Below are 14,140 nucleotides of genomic sequence, written 5' to 3'. Positions count from 1 at the left end.
CCAAATCGTGCGAAATCACTGGTCGGTAGCTGCTTGCTCGAAGGCTGCCGGCGGCAGCTCAAGGTCAACCAGGCGTCGCGCAAGACGAATGATCCGGAACAGTTTCACCAGGGCTTCGTCATTGAGCCTGCCTTCCTGGCAGGATGGCTGATCGCTTGTGGTGGGTTGGCCCAGCAGCAACTGAGCGAGGCCAGCTGAGAACTGGAATTCACCCAATGCATCGCGGCAGGTCTGTTGATCGTGAGTGTTCAGAACGAATTGGACCTGGCCGCTGAGCGCTTGAAGCAGCGTCATGAGGTGCAGCGCTGAATCAGTAATCTCACGGTCTTCATTGGGCTCGCGATACGTGTAACCCACACCGCCCTGAATCCTGACGATCTCGCCTGGGGCGCCGACGTGCAGAGCGATCTCTTCAGCCAGGTCAGCGATGTGCTGTCGCAGGATCTCGGGGGTATCGATCGACCGCTCGATGTACCAGAGGTCGGTGATCGGGTGAAGACCGCCGACTTGCACTGGGATTGCCTGCAGGGCTGTTTCACCGAAGACAGGTAGATGTTCTCCCTCAAGGCCGGCAAGCCGTTGGCGAGTCTGCTGGATCCTGGTCGATACCGGGCTCACGATATGGCCTGCCAAGACCTCTGCACGCTCCTCGTCGGTCAGTTGCTGTTGTTGGACTGGTGGCGGCGGAGCTGGCAGGGTAGATGTACCCGGGGGGCTCTTGGTCTTGGACGTTTGGAGGCCGGTAGCGGGGCTCTGTATTTGTGCTTGCCCAGTAGACGACGCAGCAGGGTTTTCCTGCCCAACTGGTGGAATTTCAGGTGGCCCGGCAGGTGTGGGCAGGTCGACCAGAGTGCTGCGGCGTTGTTCCTGCTGCCCGTTGGTGATCTCGAGCAGGATCTGGTCATAACGCAGGCCCAGGGGCCGCTTCATCTGGTCGATGAGTTCGTCCTGGAAACGCTCGAAAATGAATTCGTCAGGGCTACTGTCGAAGATTGCCAGGGTGTCCTGGAACAGCATTTCGAAGTCGATACCCTCGCCGGCATATAGACGTGTCCAGCAGGACGAGGCTGACTTTCTGAGTGAAAGGAGTTTTTCGATTTGAGGTTTGCCGAGTCCCGAATACAGCATCACAGGGATCGCTGGCAGCAGTATCTCAACGGCATCCAGCATCTTGCTGATGTGTGAATGTGAAACTGGATAGCCGTCATCGGTGAGCTTCCGTGACAGCTCGCGGATGCCGACCGGTTCGCCTTTCTCCTCCTCATACCAGGCTTTCGCTTTCTGAATGCCCACGGCTCGCTCGATGAACTTGAGGTCGCCCTTCAAATCGTTTTCGGCCAGGTGACCGGTGAGCGCGATGATTTCGCCGCGCTGCTTGTCCCAGGGCTTGAACAGGCAGTTGAAGCGGAAATAGCGCTCGTCTCCGGTCTCCTTGTAGAGTTCGTTGAGCGCCTCGAGGCGGGTGTTGCCGCCGTTGCGGATCCGGTACTTGTCTTCCCCGGGGCGCCGGGTCACCGGTGGTGGCGTATCGAGGCCTCGGTGCCGGATCGACTCTTTGATCTCGTCGAATTTGGGGTTGCGAGTGGTCCGGGGGTTATCGTGCCAGGGGAGGACCTGGTCGAGCGTCAGGACCATGGGCGTGTCGCTGATCGGGTCCGACAACTGCTCCAGAACCTTGGGCGGCGCGGTAAAACCAGGGGCAAGTAGCCGGTCTTTCAGATCTTGCGGGTTGATCTTGGCCATACTCATGCCTCCGCCACCTGAGGCGTGTTCGCCGCCGCCAGCTCAGCCTGCAGGCGCTGGTTCTTGGCGAAGAGTTCGTCGACCATTCGGTTTGCTCGCGCGAGTTCTTCTTCGAGCGCGTTGCTGCGCTCCAGTCGGTAGACGATCTCGCTGTTGGCCGAACGGTGGTTATCCGCGGCTTTTTGCTTTAGCTGATCGCGCAAGCCCAAGGGCATACGGACAACGAACTTATCTTCGGTTTCTCGGGCCATGGTCATTCTCCAATTTGGGCCTTGCGCCGCTTGAGCTGGTCGCGGAGTTGAGTGGGGAGGCTGCTGATCTGCAGCGTGTCGCGCTCCTCGTCGTACTCGATCCTGGAGCCCAGCAGGTGCGCCTCGAAGCTGATCGACAGGCCTTCGGCGCGGCCGGTGAAGCGGCGGAACTGGTTGAGGGTGCGCTTGTCCGCCGGGATTTCCGGCGACAGGCCGTAGTCCTTGTTACGGATGTAGTCGTAGAACGCCCGCGGTTGCTGGTCGTCCATCAGTTCCGAGAGCGCGTCGAGGGTCATCGGCTCGCCGATGCGCGCCTGCGAGGTGGCGTAGTCGACCAGCGTCTCGGTCTTCTCGCGGGCCTGTTCCTCGGCCATGTCCTCGCTTTCCACGAAATCGCTGAAGGCTTTCAGCAGGGTGCGCGTCTCGCTCGGCGAATCCACCCCTTCCTGGCAGCCGATGAAGTCGCGGAAATAGTCGGAGACCTTCTTCCCGCCTTTGCCCTTGATGAACGAGATGTACTGCTTCGACTGCTTGTTGTAGCGCCATTCGGAGATGTTGATCCGCGCGGCCAGGTGCAACTGGCCGAGGTCCAGGTGGCGCGACGGGGTGACCTCCAGCGACTCGTTCACCGCCACGCCTTCGCTGTGGTGCAGCAGGGCGATCGCCAGGTAGTCGGTCATGCCTTGCTGGTAGTGGGCGAACAGGATGTGGCCGCCGGTGGAGAGATTGGACTCCTCCATCAGCTTCTGCAGGTGCTCGACCGCTTCGCGGCTGAAGCCGACGAAGTCGCGATCGCCCTCCAGGTACTCACCGAGCCAGCCGCTGAACGGGTAGGCCCCGGACTCGCCCTGGAAGAACCCCCAGGCCTTGTTCTTGGCGTTGTAGCTTTCGTTGAGGTCGGCCAGCAGGTTCTCGATGGCCTGGGAGTCGCCCAGCTCGGCGTCGCGCGCGTATAGCACGGCCGGGGTGCCGTCGGGCTTCTTCTCGATCAGGTGGACGATGGCGTGTTTGATAGGCATCAGAAAGACTCCTGGTTCAGGGAACGCTGCCTGTCGGCTCGACGGAGCAGGGCGCGGGCATTGAGCTCGCCGCGTGCGTCGCTTGGCGTGGAAGAAATGAAGATCGAGGCGCAGCCGATCTTGCTGAGCTTCAAGTGGCCGCCTGCGGAGCGGTCGACGCTCCAGCCTTCTGCTTGAGCGAAGGCCACCAGCCGGCGAACGCTTTCTCGGGCGCCGCGAAGGAAACTACGCATTCGTGGTCTCCTCGCTGTTGAGCTGCAGCCAGGTCTCCATCTCTGCAAGGGAGCGGGGAAGGCTATCGGTGGCGGCGGCATCCAGGAGACGTTTCACCAGCGCCTGAAGGCTGCGACGATCGCTCTGCCGGCTGCAGGCCAGGTCGTCATGCGCGGAACGCAGCATGCGGACCTCTGTGCGCAGTTGAGTGCATACGTCGTCAGTTGCTACTGGTGCCGTTGACGCGACAGGTGACCGCGACCGTGTCCTGAGGCGGTTTTCCCACTCTTCCCTTGCTGCCGAGAAGCGATGGCCACGACCTACACTCCAACCGCTGGTCCAGTAGCGCGACTTTCCGCAGTCAGGGCAGGGCTGTGCGCCGCTGCCATCCAGGTGATAGCCGCAGTTCAGACAGATCCACGAAGGACCTTCACGCAACTTGAGCTCAAGCATCAGCTCGACTTTCTGGAAGTGCTCGAGCGGCCGGTAGGCAGTGACGTCAGGCATCGCGCGCTACCTCCTTGGGATTTCTACAGGACAGCGCCCAGCGGCTCTCGATGCGCTTTTCGTGGTCGCCTGCCTGTACCGGCATACGGGTGATGTATGCGTTGTCCTCGCCAAACAGTCGTTCGGCAAGGCGGGAGGCTGCCACCTTGTCGCTCCAGGTACAGGTCGCACGCTGCTTCTGAATGGTATTGGTCCAGAAACCGGCGCCATCGAACTTGACGATGCACTGATAGGTCTGGGACGCCTTCATGACTCGGCCTCCTTGCTGAGTGCATCACCGACCTGAACGGCCACCAGTTCGGGCAACCCCGGCTCATGCCCGGGATAGTTGTTGGCCAACTGATGCAGGAACTCGCGCGCGGCGTCCTTGCTGCCTGCAATGCGGAACACCGCAGTGAGGTGCTGGGAGTCCTGAGTGCCGCAGCAGAGGTGTGACATCAAGCTCACCTTCAGCGAGCAGCTGAACAGGTGGCGAGGGATCCATACCGACCAGAAGTAAGCCGAAAGCAGTTGCCCCGGAGCACGCGTAGTGACCACCAGAGTCCCGGCCTGGGTGGTCGAGATCTCGATGTACCCCAGTTCTTCCAGCTCACGAAGCTCTCGCTCCATCGAACTGGGCGCGACCGTGCTCTCGTCCCGCGAAAGGCGCGAGATCACTTGGCTGATGGCGTCCAGCTCGATGGGGTTGACCCCAACGTGATTGGCATGAACCACTGCCGAGTCGGTGAACGCGGCCGAGGCGTGGATACTCGGAAAGCGGGCTTCAGTGTTCATCAAAGACAGCCTCCAACTGATGGACGTCGTAGCTTCCGCAGCAGGGGCAGACCAACACCTCGGCTTCTCCTTCTGGGGTGTTCTCGGCGGGGAGAACCTGGCGCACCAAATGGTGTGGGTGGTGCTGGTCACAGTTCATGCACTGGTGGGTGACCAGGGGCTGGGAAGTGTTCATGCATGGGCTCCTTGCCAGGTCCCCGGCGCCAGGTCGGCAAAGCGGGTCTGGTTGGCGATGAAGGCGGTGTGGACGGTGCCGATCGGACCGTTGCGATACTTGCCGATGATGATTTCGGCGATGCCCTTGGCCTCGGTGTTTGGGTGGTAGACCTCGTCGCGGTACACGAACATGATCACGTCCGCGTCCTGCTCGATTGCGCCGCTCTCTCGTAGGTCCGCGCAGTTCGGTCGCTTGTTCGTCCGGTTCTCTAGGCCGCGATTTAGCTGGGATAGAGCTACGACGGGACAGTCCATCTCCTTGGCCAGCGCTTTCAGCGAGCGGGAGATTTCCGAGATCTCGGTGGCTCGATTCTCCAGGCCTGGGCAACTCATCAGTTGCAGGTAGTCGACCAATATCAGCGCGGGGTGTCCGTACTTCCTGGCCGCCCGGCGAACCTTGGCGCGCAGCTCTGTCGGCGTGAGGTTGCCCTGATCGTTGATGACCAGCCGGCTGCCATAGTCGTTTATGCGCTGGATCGCGCCAGACAGTCTGGGCCAATCCTCTTCTTGCAGTTGGCCCTTCATCAGCTTGCCCAGGTCCAGGTGGCCGAACAGGGCGGCAAGCCTGAACAGCAACTGCTCTGCCGGCATTTCCATGCTGTAAACCTGAACAGACTTCTGTTGGTCGCTCTGGAGCGCGGTGTCGACCAGGTTGAGGGCAAACGACGTTTTGCCCATCGCAGGGCGGGCACCGACGATGATGAGATCTGACTTCTGTAGTCCGCCGGTGAGTTCGTCGAGATCCTTCAGGCCAGTCGGGACCCCCGTTACCGTCACGTTGTTGTTGAAGCGGTAATCGATGGTGTCGACGATCTTCATGAGGCTCTTGTTGATATCGACGAAATCGGCGTTGTGGTGGTCCTGGCCAAGGGCGAACAGCTTCTGCTCAATCTCCTCCTGAACCTCAGAGGGATTTGCCTGGTGGTTCGAGGCGGTCCTGGTGCAGTGGTGCCCGAGAGACATCAACTGCCGCAGGTGCGCCCGATCGCGAACGATCTGCGCGTAAGCCTCGATATTGGCCACGGAGGGCGTGTTGTCGGCGAGCTGGCCGAGGTAGGCCAGCCCGCCAGCTTCTGGAAGGTCTTCGATCGCTTCCGACACCGTCACGACGTCAAACGGGGCGTCCTTCGCGGCCAACTCGCTGATGGCGGTGAAGATCAGCCGATGTTCATGCCGGAAGAAGTCCTCCTTCTGCAGGTGATCGCCGACAATGTCCCATGCCGCGTTGTCCAGCATCAGACCGCCGAGTACCCCTTGCTCCGCCTCGACGGAGTGCGGCGGCGTGAGTTCCAGAACACTCACTTCGAGTCCTCCCGGCCGATCTGCATGAACGTGCTTCCGCCCGGGGCGCCGATGATCTCTAGCGCTTTCACCTCCACCTTGGCGGACTCGATGATCACCGAACTCACATGAGCCACCGCTTTCGCGCGTTCGATATCCAGAGGCTTCTCTTCGTCCAGCAGGCCTTCGATGGTGGCAAAGAGGTGATTACGCAGATCCTCAATCTTGTTTTTCATGCTCGACCTCCTGAATGGTGCGCTTGAGCTTGCTGATGACGCGGATTGCGCTCTTCAGCTCAGGTGGATAGCGATGGATGGAGTTGCGGCGCATGCGTTCGGCCCGGGTGATGAGTTCCAGGTTGTCGATGACGACGTTCTGCTTGTTGTTGTCCTTGAAGCAGACGCAATGGCCGGTTGGGATGGGGCCGACGTGTTCTTCCCAGAGCAGGATGTGGATGCTCTTCCAGTCCCGGGGGGGGATAGCCGGTATCCGAGATCTTTCGTTGCAGGTAGCCATCGGCACTTACCCGTGTGCTGCCGACCGGGAGCCATGTGTGGGGCTTCTGCCCCTTCTTGAACTGCGTTTCCGATGAGCGTCCTCGCGCGGGAAGCCCCTTCATGCCGCAGTTCCATGGGGTGTTTCCCTTCTTGAACCGAGTTGCGCTGCCCCAGTCCTGCCGGATCTTCTTGGAGAACTCGGGGCTTTTTTTCAGCCCGAGCCGATACGCTTTGGAGCAGATCTGCTGGAACGTTTTGTTCAACCTGGCTGCCAGGACCTCGTTCGGCATATCCGGATACAGGCGCAGCAGCACCAGTTCCTGTTCGGCGGTCCAGGTTTCGCGGATGCAGCGCTCCTCTCGGTTGCTGAATTTGCGGCGGGCACGCACCAGAGCCTCGTAGGCGATGTTCGAGAGAGCAGAGCGAGTCATCGGGAACCTCCCTGCTCGAGCGCGCCCTGAACTCGCCGGCTGACGCCGCGGTGCAGGCGAGTGTTTTTGCCGTGCTCCCAGCCTGCGTGCAGCGAAGCCTGGTCATAGGCCAGGGGCTTCGTCGGCGCTGTCGGCTCCAGGAGTTTCAGCTCCGGATGGTGTAGTTCGAGGTAGGCCTTGATGGCTGCTTGAGTCGACTCGTCCGGCCTGCCGGCAAAGTCACGTACCAGCGAACGCACTGCGAGAAGCCAGCCTTCGACGAAGAGCTTGCTGCGACGGCGCTTGGTCGACAGCTTGCAGCGCTTCTGTTGAGCGACATGAGCCGAGCGCGCCGCCACCAGTTGGTGGTGGAGCGTAGAGTAGGCGTGAGCGGCTAGCTCAGGGCCGATCCCTCGGCCCATGAACTTGAACGTCCAGCCCGCTGGCATCGCGTATGCCGCCAGGTAGTCGCAGCCGAAGGAACTGGCGCAGATCCCGGCCAGTTCATGCAGCCATGGGGCAGGAGAGCGCCTGGTTCGAGTGGGAACGCACGCGGTCTCCACCGTGTGGGCCGAGATCTCCGCATCGCTGAGGTCGAACTGGCGCTTCAGGATAGCGGCCTGGCGCAATGCGGTTTCCGCCTCGTTCGGCGTGGCCCCCTTGGCATTCGCAAGGGCCATCAGCTTCTCGACCTTGGCAAGGACTTTTTGCTTGTCCATTACGCGCCCCCCTTGCAGCAGGTTGAGCCCTGCTCGGTGGCGGAGCGGTCCAGGCGCTCGATCTCGGCTAGCACCAGGGCGCCGGCGCGTACCAGGTTCTCGCGCGCCGACTTAGGCTTCCACCACTCTTCGTCCCAGGGCCAGAACAGTGCAGAGCCATTCCGAATGCCGCCCGGCCAGTCGGTGCCGATGCCGCCGGCATGGAGTGCGTAGCAGCCGGCTGCCTGGGCGATCTGGCCAGCGCTAGCGTCGTCGTTGCTGGTATCGAAGCCTTCGACGGTGATCTGGCGCCGGCGCTCGGCCTGTACATCGAGCCAGGCCTGCGGAACAGGGGAGAGGTTTGAAGTTGGGTAAATTCGGTCTGCGACCTGCCGTACCCGGTCGACAATAGCCAGGGCTGCTACGTTGCCCAGTGCGACCTCCAGGGCGGCGAGCAGGTTGGCCATCAAGAACTGCTCACGCTCGTCCGCGTGGCTTTTTGCGCTTGGGCGCCTGTTCCAGTCGACCTGTGCTGAATACCTCGCTGTTACCGGGTCTGGCTCGCAGTAGGACGGCCCGATGTGAACCTGGCAGTCCTGGCATTCAATGGCACAGTTCCAGGCATCGGTGTCGAGCAGCTCGGGTTCCAGCATTCGAATGTTCGTGCTGCTGCAGAGCGGGCAGGGCTTGAGCTTGGGGTCACTCATGGCCTGCCTCCCTGCCCGTCGTCGGTGCTGGGCTTAGCTTGGGAGGAGCCGGCGGCGAGCAGGTCGGCCAGCTCGTTTTCGGTGTCCCAATCGATCTGCTGAAACACATCCTTTATCTCGTCGAGTGCCGAGCGGCATTTGTTCCAGTTCGCGTACACCTTGTCTTCGTCGTAGATGTTCCGGCCCCGGTACGCGTCGACCTGCTCAGGATCGAGCTGCGCCTTGATGGCGGCGAAGTGTTCGAGGCGGACCAGGCGGTAGCCATCAGGCACGCTGTGCTGAGCCTTGGCGGGCGGGGCTGAGCCTGCGAGAACTTCACGCACCTTCTCGATGCCATGCATCACCGTGGTCGGCCATGAGCCATGGTCGGCAGCGTTGACCACTACCCGCAGGACGTGCTCCAGCTCCGCGACCCTGGCCTGGGCGACGTCGCGCTGATTCAAGGCCTTGGCACAAGCCTCGCTGAGCAGGCGCTCATGCTGTTCTGCTGCCGCATCGAGACCGATTGGACTCAGGTGCTCTCCGAGCGGTCGCACGTACTGACACACCGGGCCGTTATCGGTATCGTGGATCGACAGCACGAACCAACCGGCGCCTTCGGGCCGCGTTGGGATCCACTCGCTGTATCGTTGGTCCGAACGGGCAGAGTCGTAGAGGCGAGGCGCATCCGACTCCATGAAGACGTTCTGCAACTCCAGTCCAAGCCGGCGCAGAGTTTCCTGCGCCTCGCTGGAAGAGAAGTTGTCGGCCAGGTCCGGATAGTTCGGATGGGTCCAGAAGCCGAACTGGTCGCGCTCGACCAGGTGGGCTTGAATCATAGGCTTCATGCCAGGCCCCCCTCGCTCATGCCAAGCACTGCACTTGCCTCTGCGGCCAGTTGCTGGCCTTCCGGGCTAGGCGAGCTGCCGACGAAGAGCATCAGCCGCTCGATCACCTTCACGGTGTCCTGGGAGGGTTGGGCGAACTCGGCCAGGTGATCGATTGCAGTCGCGATATTCCAGATAGCCCTGTTCATGTCCCGCTGGATCACGTGGATCGAGCTGGCATTGGCCGCGATGGCCAGTTGCGACTTCGTCTGCAACAGTAGGTCGTGGGCGATTTGGAGCAGGGCGTTCTGCAGGGGCTGTCCACAGGCACGCTGCTGAGCGCGAACCGGAGCGACAAGGCCCTGCAGCATCGCAGCACCTTCAGCCTCGACCAGCAGATTGTCGGAAGCACCGGCGGCAGCGCCTGCTTTGGCCATGTAGCCTTGCACGTAGGCGTCGAACTGGGTCTCGGCGATCAGGCTCAGGATGAGGTTGTTGCGGTTCTGGAGGTTCATATGAGGCCCTCCGGAGCCGATTGCAGAGCGTCTGTCCAGAGCTGAAGGGTTTCCTGCTCCTCGCTGGTCAGAGCGATCTGTGCGGTGCAGTCAGCGACCTTCTGCTTGATGACGCGCAGGCGCTCCTCGACTTCACTGCCATCGTCGTAGGCGATTTCGTGAGTCAGGTGGCTAATGAAGTCACATCGCAGGCTCCCCACCTGACTAGCGAAATACTCGGCTTCACTGCGCCACCCGATGAGCTGCTTGGAACGCTCCAGCCAGCGTTTGAGTTTTGAGTGGAGCTGGTGCGTGGAGTACAGGGGATCGAACACCTTGGCCCGGTTGTAGATCAACGCGATCTGCAGGATTTCCAGCCGCTCTTCGAGCGTATTTCCCGGAAGCGGGTAGTTCGAGGCGACCAGTTGCTTGGCCAGGCGCCCGCGCAGCTCACGCCGCTTCTTGGCCTGTTTCTCGTCGCGATCACGCTTTTCCTTCGCATGCTCGACCTGCTGGTTCACCGAGTCGAGCAAGCGCGCAGCGTCTTGTAGGAGCTGTTTTTGCTCGAAGCTCAAGTAGCAACCCAGCTTCCCGAACAGGTCGGTACCGCCACCAGTCAGCTTGCGTATTTCTCGCGCAGCGCCGGTCAACTTGGCCTGTTGGCTCCGAAGGTCGGCGGCGCTGCCGAACTTGTTCAGTTGCAGCACAAGTTCCGCGTCGACGTCGCGGGCTTGGGTGATAGGAGGCTTCGCCATGTCAGCGCCCTCCCTTGACCAGTGCTGCTACCGCCTCCGGCGTCAGCGCGAGGAAACGGTCAGTCCACTCGGGAAAGACCTCGATGGCCAGGTTACGGATGATTTCCAGCGCGGGCGCTGATGTGCGATTCGAGGGTTGCCGCGTTTCGAGGCGGTGCGCTGGTAGCCCGCGCGATGCTGCATTGCGAAACACGACGGCATCCGGGACAGTCGTTTCGAGTACAGAAATATCCTGATGCTCATCGAAGATGGCACGCACATTCTCGTGAATCGCCCGGGAGTCATTGGTCTGGTCCAGGCAGTTGATGACGATCTGAACCTTGGGGATCCGCATGCCGAGGCGCTCGTAGGGGCGCAGTCCATCGAGCATTTGCATGGTGCCGCGGTTGAACTCGCGGGCAGTGAGCATGTTGGGCTGCAGGGGGGAAACAACCAGATCCGATGCGAGCACGACCATTTCGAGTAAAGCGGAGCGCGCACCTTGGGTGTCGATCAGCACCAGGTCGTAGCCCTGTTTCAGGGACGGCATGAGGTTTGCCAGCCGGAGCCGGCCATCGGGCGCCTGGAGCAGTAGGTTGTTGAGCTGGTTGTTCTGGTCGTTGGAAATCACGACGTCCAGGTTGGGGATAATCGTCCTGGAGATGATCCTCGCTGGGTCAGTTATGTTGGCGGCGAGCAGGTCGTAGATGCCGCCCTGGGCGACTTCAGGTAGCTCGTAGTACGAAGATAGGGAGGGCTGGACGGGGTCCAGGTCGATGAGGAGGGTCTTCAGGCCAGCATCGGCGCAAAATGCACCGAGGTTGGCGGCGGTGGTGGATTTCCCTACACCACCCTTGGTGGATACAACCGAAGTCGCTTTCGCATTCATGTCTACAGCCTCTAATGTGGGGTCATTAGAGGCTGCTGGTGTGAAAGGTGGCTGGGTAGAAACCCTTCCTAGAGAAACCTAGGCCAATTGTCTTTTAACCAATTGGTCGTAGGTTCGAATCCTACACGACCCACCATATTAGAAAGGAGTTTCTGTAGCTCTCCGTAGAGCTCGCAACTTTAGCTTCGGAGCTGCAGTATGCCTTGGCCAGGAAACTGGCCAGAATCGACCGAGTCGATATGAAAAGCCCGCCCGACAAGGCGGGCTTTTCTGTTTCCGCAGTCCGGATATCTCATCCCCAGCGCACCGCAACTCTTATCCTTATCGACATCGGGAAGAAGGCCGGTTTCGCGCTTCCGCCAGTCATATCGGTACTGGCAGCCGCTTTCCCGTTCGTTCTGGCGTGTTCCTGTCAGACCCCGCGCAGCCTGGTGAACTGGTGCACGGCTATCCGAGGATTTGTCAGCGGACCGGGACTCCCATAGAGTGAGGTTCCTTTCCTGGCGACCGGATGAGTGACCCGATGCCGACCCCGGTTTTCATAAAGAGAACGGTACTGTTTGGCGACTGTGATCCCGAAGGGATCGTCTATACGCCACGTTTTTCATACTTTGTGCTGGAAGCGGTGCAGGAGGCGCTCGGGGTCTGGCTGGGCGGCCCGGGGCTCAGAACCCTCCTGGGGTTCAGGATTCTTCCCCCGGCGAGAGCGTTCTCCCTGGAATTCCTGCATCCGGTCACCTGGGACGACGAGCTCACGATGCAGGTGGGCGTGTCGAACGTGGGGACGCATTCTTTCTCGTTTTCAGTCGAAGGACGTCTTTCGCCGGACGTGGTGGCGTTCACTGCGAGCCTGACGCAGGTCTGTGTCTCCCCGGATACCCGCGAAGTCATGGAGGTCCCCGCGCAGCTCCGCGCGCTCCTCGCATAGAGAAACATTCTGGCTATTCGTCGCGGCGCTGGCTACGGCCGGCAGGACGCTGCGAGCGGCATGCCGCTGACCTGCTCCGTGGGGCTCCGGAGGAGGGCGGCAAGCCGCCTTCCTTCATTTCTACTCGTTGCCGAGCATCGCATCCAGATCGCGCATGGTCTGTTTCTTGGCCTGGACGCCCTGCAGTTCGACGAACATTGCCTGGACGGTCTGCACCATGCGTGCAATGGGCATCTTGCCCAGCGGCAACATCTGGTTGTTGTCGCGGATGGCCGGGGCGCAGACGAAAGCGAACGAGCGTTGCAGCCAGTAATCGTATTTCCCCGGGTCGATCCAGCCGTCGACGGTTTTCACGTTGGTGATGACGTTGTCGATGCGGCGCATGGCGCGTGCGTTGTCGAAGCGGACCCTGCGCTCCTTGCACTTGAACTGGACCTCGTAGGCCGTCAGCGTCGGCATCGACCGGTCTTCGAATAGCTGGATGATCTGCGCCGACTGGATACCTTTGGGTTGCTGCAAGATGCCGGTGGCGTTGGCGACGAATACCTCGTTGTTGTAGCGTTCGCCCTTGCCGTAGACGATCCAGTAGTCGCCGGTGCTTTCGGCGACCGCAGTCGTTGCCGTGCAGATGAAGGTGAGCGGCAGCAGCCAGCGCCGAGCGTGAAGGAATGGTTTGCCCATGAGTTCGTCCTTGAATGTCTTGTTCCCGACCGCGGAGGGTCATCCAAGGGACGAATCATAGGTGCAGCCCAAGGTGAGGGTCGACTAGCACAGATGAGCTATGGACGAAGCGGGGGAACTCGCTCGGAGTTCGCTCCATCGGCACGTTCGGGATGGTCGATGGCTGGCGCCTCGGGTGCGCTCCGCCACGCATTCGAACGAGAACGACGGGCCGGCTTTACTGCTCGGAAGGCACGCTGCGCCGCTGTTGGCGGCATCAAGCTGCCGGCGATGGGGGAGGGCGGCAGGCGCTCGTCGACTGGCCGGTCGATCTGCCGGGTACGCCTGCTGGACGTCGTTAGGGTCAGGCCGTCTGCCGCGCGATGACTCCATGAGGTCGGGGGGCTAGTCGAAAAGCGCCTCTGGCGTTTCCGCGTGGATTCGCTGCCATAACGTCTGGATCTGCGAGGCCAGTACCCGGTGCTCGGAAAGCGGCGGCAAGGCGTCCACCGGGAAGTACTCGGCCGCCGACGTTTCGTCCGTTTGTTGTTGAAGACTGCCTCCGGTGACGTGGCAGAAGAAGAAGGCTTTCAACGCATGCGGCAGTTGGGGAGGGTGGGGATGCTTGTGCTTGTCCAGCAATGCCAACAGGCGTATCGCTCGAACTTCCAGTCCGCTTTCTTCCTGGGTTTCGCGAACTACCGCATCTGCCGGCGACTCGTTTACGTCGCACCAGCCGCCTGGTAGGGTCCAGCGACTATCCGAGGCCTCCCGAACCAGCAGAACCCGCTGTTGCGAGTCGAGGATCAACGCACGGACGTCCAGTTTCGGGGTCGGGTAGTGGCTGTCCAGAGCGATCCAGTTCTCGACCCGTTCGTACGCTACCCCCTGGTCGCTGGCGATGAATTCGGCGACGGCATGCTGGAGCGCGCGAAAGCGTCCGATGTCGAAGCGGTCCTTGGAGAAGGCGAGACCGGCCTGGGCGGTGGACAGTATCAATTCCAGAAGACGGGCAAGCGCCCTGGGATCGCTGACCGATGGCATCCTTCCTTCCGTTTTTTCGGCCTTCGCGTGGTCCGCGTCGTGCAAGCCGTCCAATGGATTTGCCATAGATAGAACCCTCGCCGCTCGATGATCTGTAGAGCTGGTTTTCAACCAGGTGTTCCCTGCGTCTTCCTCGTATGCCTGTGTGCGCCAATAGTGGCTTATGCCGCTGTTTCATCGCGACCTGCGCGTAACCCAGACTCGCCTGTCGCAGCGATGGCTCCTCCGCCAGGTTCGCTTCGAACCGTCAGGCGGTCGCAACCGATGAC

The 14,140-nt window shown here is 61.2% G+C and carries 19 protein-coding genes, 1 tRNA gene and 1 pseudogene; 2 read left to right on the top strand and 19 right to left on the bottom strand.

All coding sequences use genetic code 11. The features are described 5' to 3' along the window. Positions 1-15 precede the first annotated feature (15 nt). From LJF27_RS09505 to LJF27_RS09425, 17 genes and pseudogenes are all read right to left on the bottom strand, one after another. Positions 16-1,749, bottom strand: coding sequence for a ParB family protein (locus LJF27_RS09505; protein ID WP_031637583.1), 1,734 nt, complete (start codon positions 1,747-1,749; stop codon positions 16-18). Continuing rightward, a complete protein-coding gene (locus LJF27_RS09500) occupies positions 1,746-1,994 on the bottom strand; it encodes an Arc family DNA-binding protein (protein WP_016254076.1) in 249 nt (82 codons plus the stop codon). Before LJF27_RS09500 ends, LJF27_RS09505 begins: the two co-directional genes overlap by 4 nt. A gap of 2 nt (positions 1,995-1,996) precedes the next feature. Further along, positions 1,997-3,013: a nucleoid-associated protein YejK gene (yejK, locus tag LJF27_RS09495; RefSeq protein WP_033866766.1), complete on the bottom strand. Its 1,017-nt coding sequence runs from the start codon at positions 3,011-3,013 to the stop codon at positions 1,997-1,999. After that, complete coding sequence (locus LJF27_RS09490) at positions 3,013-3,246, bottom strand: hypothetical protein (protein WP_003103841.1); 234 nt, start codon at positions 3,244-3,246, stop codon at positions 3,013-3,015. The genes yejK and LJF27_RS09490 overlap by 1 nt, the downstream gene beginning before the upstream one ends. Next, positions 3,239-3,733 (bottom strand): hypothetical protein, encoded by a 495-nt coding sequence (locus LJF27_RS09485; RefSeq protein WP_003134082.1) that lies wholly within the window; start codon positions 3,731-3,733, stop codon positions 3,239-3,241. The genes LJF27_RS09490 and LJF27_RS09485 overlap by 8 nt, the downstream gene beginning before the upstream one ends. Next, a complete protein-coding gene (locus tag LJF27_RS09480; RefSeq protein WP_003134081.1) occupies positions 3,726-3,983 on the bottom strand; it encodes a hypothetical protein in 258 nt (85 codons plus the stop codon). The genes LJF27_RS09485 and LJF27_RS09480 overlap by 8 nt, the downstream gene beginning before the upstream one ends. Then, on the bottom strand, positions 3,980-4,507 hold the full coding sequence (locus LJF27_RS09475) for a hypothetical protein (protein ID WP_229601850.1): 528 nt from the start codon (positions 4,505-4,507) through the stop codon (positions 3,980-3,982). The genes LJF27_RS09480 and LJF27_RS09475 overlap by 4 nt, the downstream gene beginning before the upstream one ends. Then, positions 4,497-4,682, bottom strand: a complete 186-nt coding sequence (locus LJF27_RS09470; protein ID WP_003157042.1) for a hypothetical protein — start codon at positions 4,680-4,682, stop codon at positions 4,497-4,499. Before LJF27_RS09470 ends, LJF27_RS09475 begins: the two co-directional genes overlap by 11 nt. Further along, positions 4,679-6,025 carry a replicative DNA helicase gene (gene dnaB / locus LJF27_RS09465; RefSeq protein ID WP_058167746.1) on the bottom strand — a complete coding sequence of 449 codons (1,347 nt, stop codon included), beginning with the start codon at positions 6,023-6,025 and terminating at the stop codon, positions 4,679-4,681. The genes LJF27_RS09470 and dnaB overlap by 4 nt, the downstream gene beginning before the upstream one ends. Further along, complete coding sequence (locus tag LJF27_RS09460) at positions 6,022-6,240, bottom strand: hypothetical protein (protein WP_003122068.1); 219 nt, start codon at positions 6,238-6,240, stop codon at positions 6,022-6,024. Before LJF27_RS09460 ends, dnaB begins: the two co-directional genes overlap by 4 nt. Then, positions 6,224-6,932, bottom strand: a pseudogene (locus tag LJF27_RS09455) (HNH endonuclease signature motif containing protein). The gene LJF27_RS09460 and the pseudogene LJF27_RS09455 overlap by 17 nt, the downstream one beginning before the upstream one ends. Continuing rightward, the gene (locus tag LJF27_RS09450) at positions 6,929-7,630 is read right to left on the bottom strand and encodes a DUF2786 domain-containing protein (protein ID WP_058167748.1); all 702 of its coding nucleotides are present in this window, start codon (positions 7,628-7,630) and stop codon (positions 6,929-6,931) included. Before LJF27_RS09450 ends, LJF27_RS09455 begins: the two are co-directional and overlap by 4 nt. After that, a complete protein-coding gene (locus LJF27_RS09445) occupies positions 7,630-8,316 on the bottom strand; it encodes a hypothetical protein (RefSeq protein ID WP_003122071.1) in 687 nt (228 codons plus the stop codon). The genes LJF27_RS09450 and LJF27_RS09445 overlap by 1 nt, the downstream gene beginning before the upstream one ends. Then, the gene (locus LJF27_RS09440; protein ID WP_171945363.1) at positions 8,313-9,134 is read right to left on the bottom strand and encodes a hypothetical protein; all 822 of its coding nucleotides are present in this window, start codon (positions 9,132-9,134) and stop codon (positions 8,313-8,315) included. Before LJF27_RS09440 ends, LJF27_RS09445 begins: the two co-directional genes overlap by 4 nt. Positions 9,135-9,139: 5 nt before the next feature. Continuing rightward, a complete protein-coding gene (locus LJF27_RS09435; protein ID WP_003111783.1) occupies positions 9,140-9,637 on the bottom strand; it encodes a hypothetical protein in 498 nt (165 codons plus the stop codon). Next, positions 9,634-10,371: a hypothetical protein gene (locus LJF27_RS09430; protein WP_058167750.1), complete on the bottom strand. Its 738-nt coding sequence runs from the start codon at positions 10,369-10,371 to the stop codon at positions 9,634-9,636. The genes LJF27_RS09435 and LJF27_RS09430 overlap by 4 nt, the downstream gene beginning before the upstream one ends. Before the next feature lies 1 nt (position 10,372). Then, the gene (locus LJF27_RS09425) at positions 10,373-11,239 is read right to left on the bottom strand and encodes a ParA family protein (RefSeq protein WP_003111785.1); all 867 of its coding nucleotides are present in this window, start codon (positions 11,237-11,239) and stop codon (positions 10,373-10,375) included. Between the two features lie 19 nt (positions 11,240-11,258). Between LJF27_RS09425 and LJF27_RS09420 the strand changes: the two genes are divergently transcribed. Then, positions 11,259-11,375, top strand: a tRNA-Lys gene (locus LJF27_RS09420). Between the two features lie 387 nt (positions 11,376-11,762). Beyond that, positions 11,763-12,167, top strand: coding sequence for an acyl-CoA thioesterase (locus tag LJF27_RS09415; RefSeq protein WP_003112559.1), 405 nt, complete (start codon positions 11,763-11,765; stop codon positions 12,165-12,167). A gap of 120 nt (positions 12,168-12,287) precedes the next feature. On the opposite strand, the gene LJF27_RS09410 is transcribed toward LJF27_RS09415, so the two are convergent. Together LJF27_RS09410 and LJF27_RS09405 are read right to left on the bottom strand one after the other, a co-directional pair. After that, positions 12,288-12,848 carry a hypothetical protein gene (locus LJF27_RS09410; RefSeq protein WP_003117022.1) on the bottom strand — a complete coding sequence of 187 codons (561 nt, stop codon included), beginning with the start codon at positions 12,846-12,848 and terminating at the stop codon, positions 12,288-12,290. Between the two features lie 384 nt (positions 12,849-13,232). Continuing rightward, positions 13,233-13,871, bottom strand: coding sequence for an NUDIX hydrolase (locus tag LJF27_RS09405; protein ID WP_003120654.1), 639 nt, complete (start codon positions 13,869-13,871; stop codon positions 13,233-13,235). Between the last annotated feature and the right edge of the window lie 269 nt (positions 13,872-14,140).

It is taken from the genome of Pseudomonas sp. 203-8, assembly GCF_020708595.1.
Taxonomy (GTDB): Bacteria; Pseudomonadota; Gammaproteobacteria; order Pseudomonadales; family Pseudomonadaceae; genus Pseudomonas; species Pseudomonas aeruginosa.
This window is presented reverse-complemented; position numbering and strand designations above follow the sequence as displayed.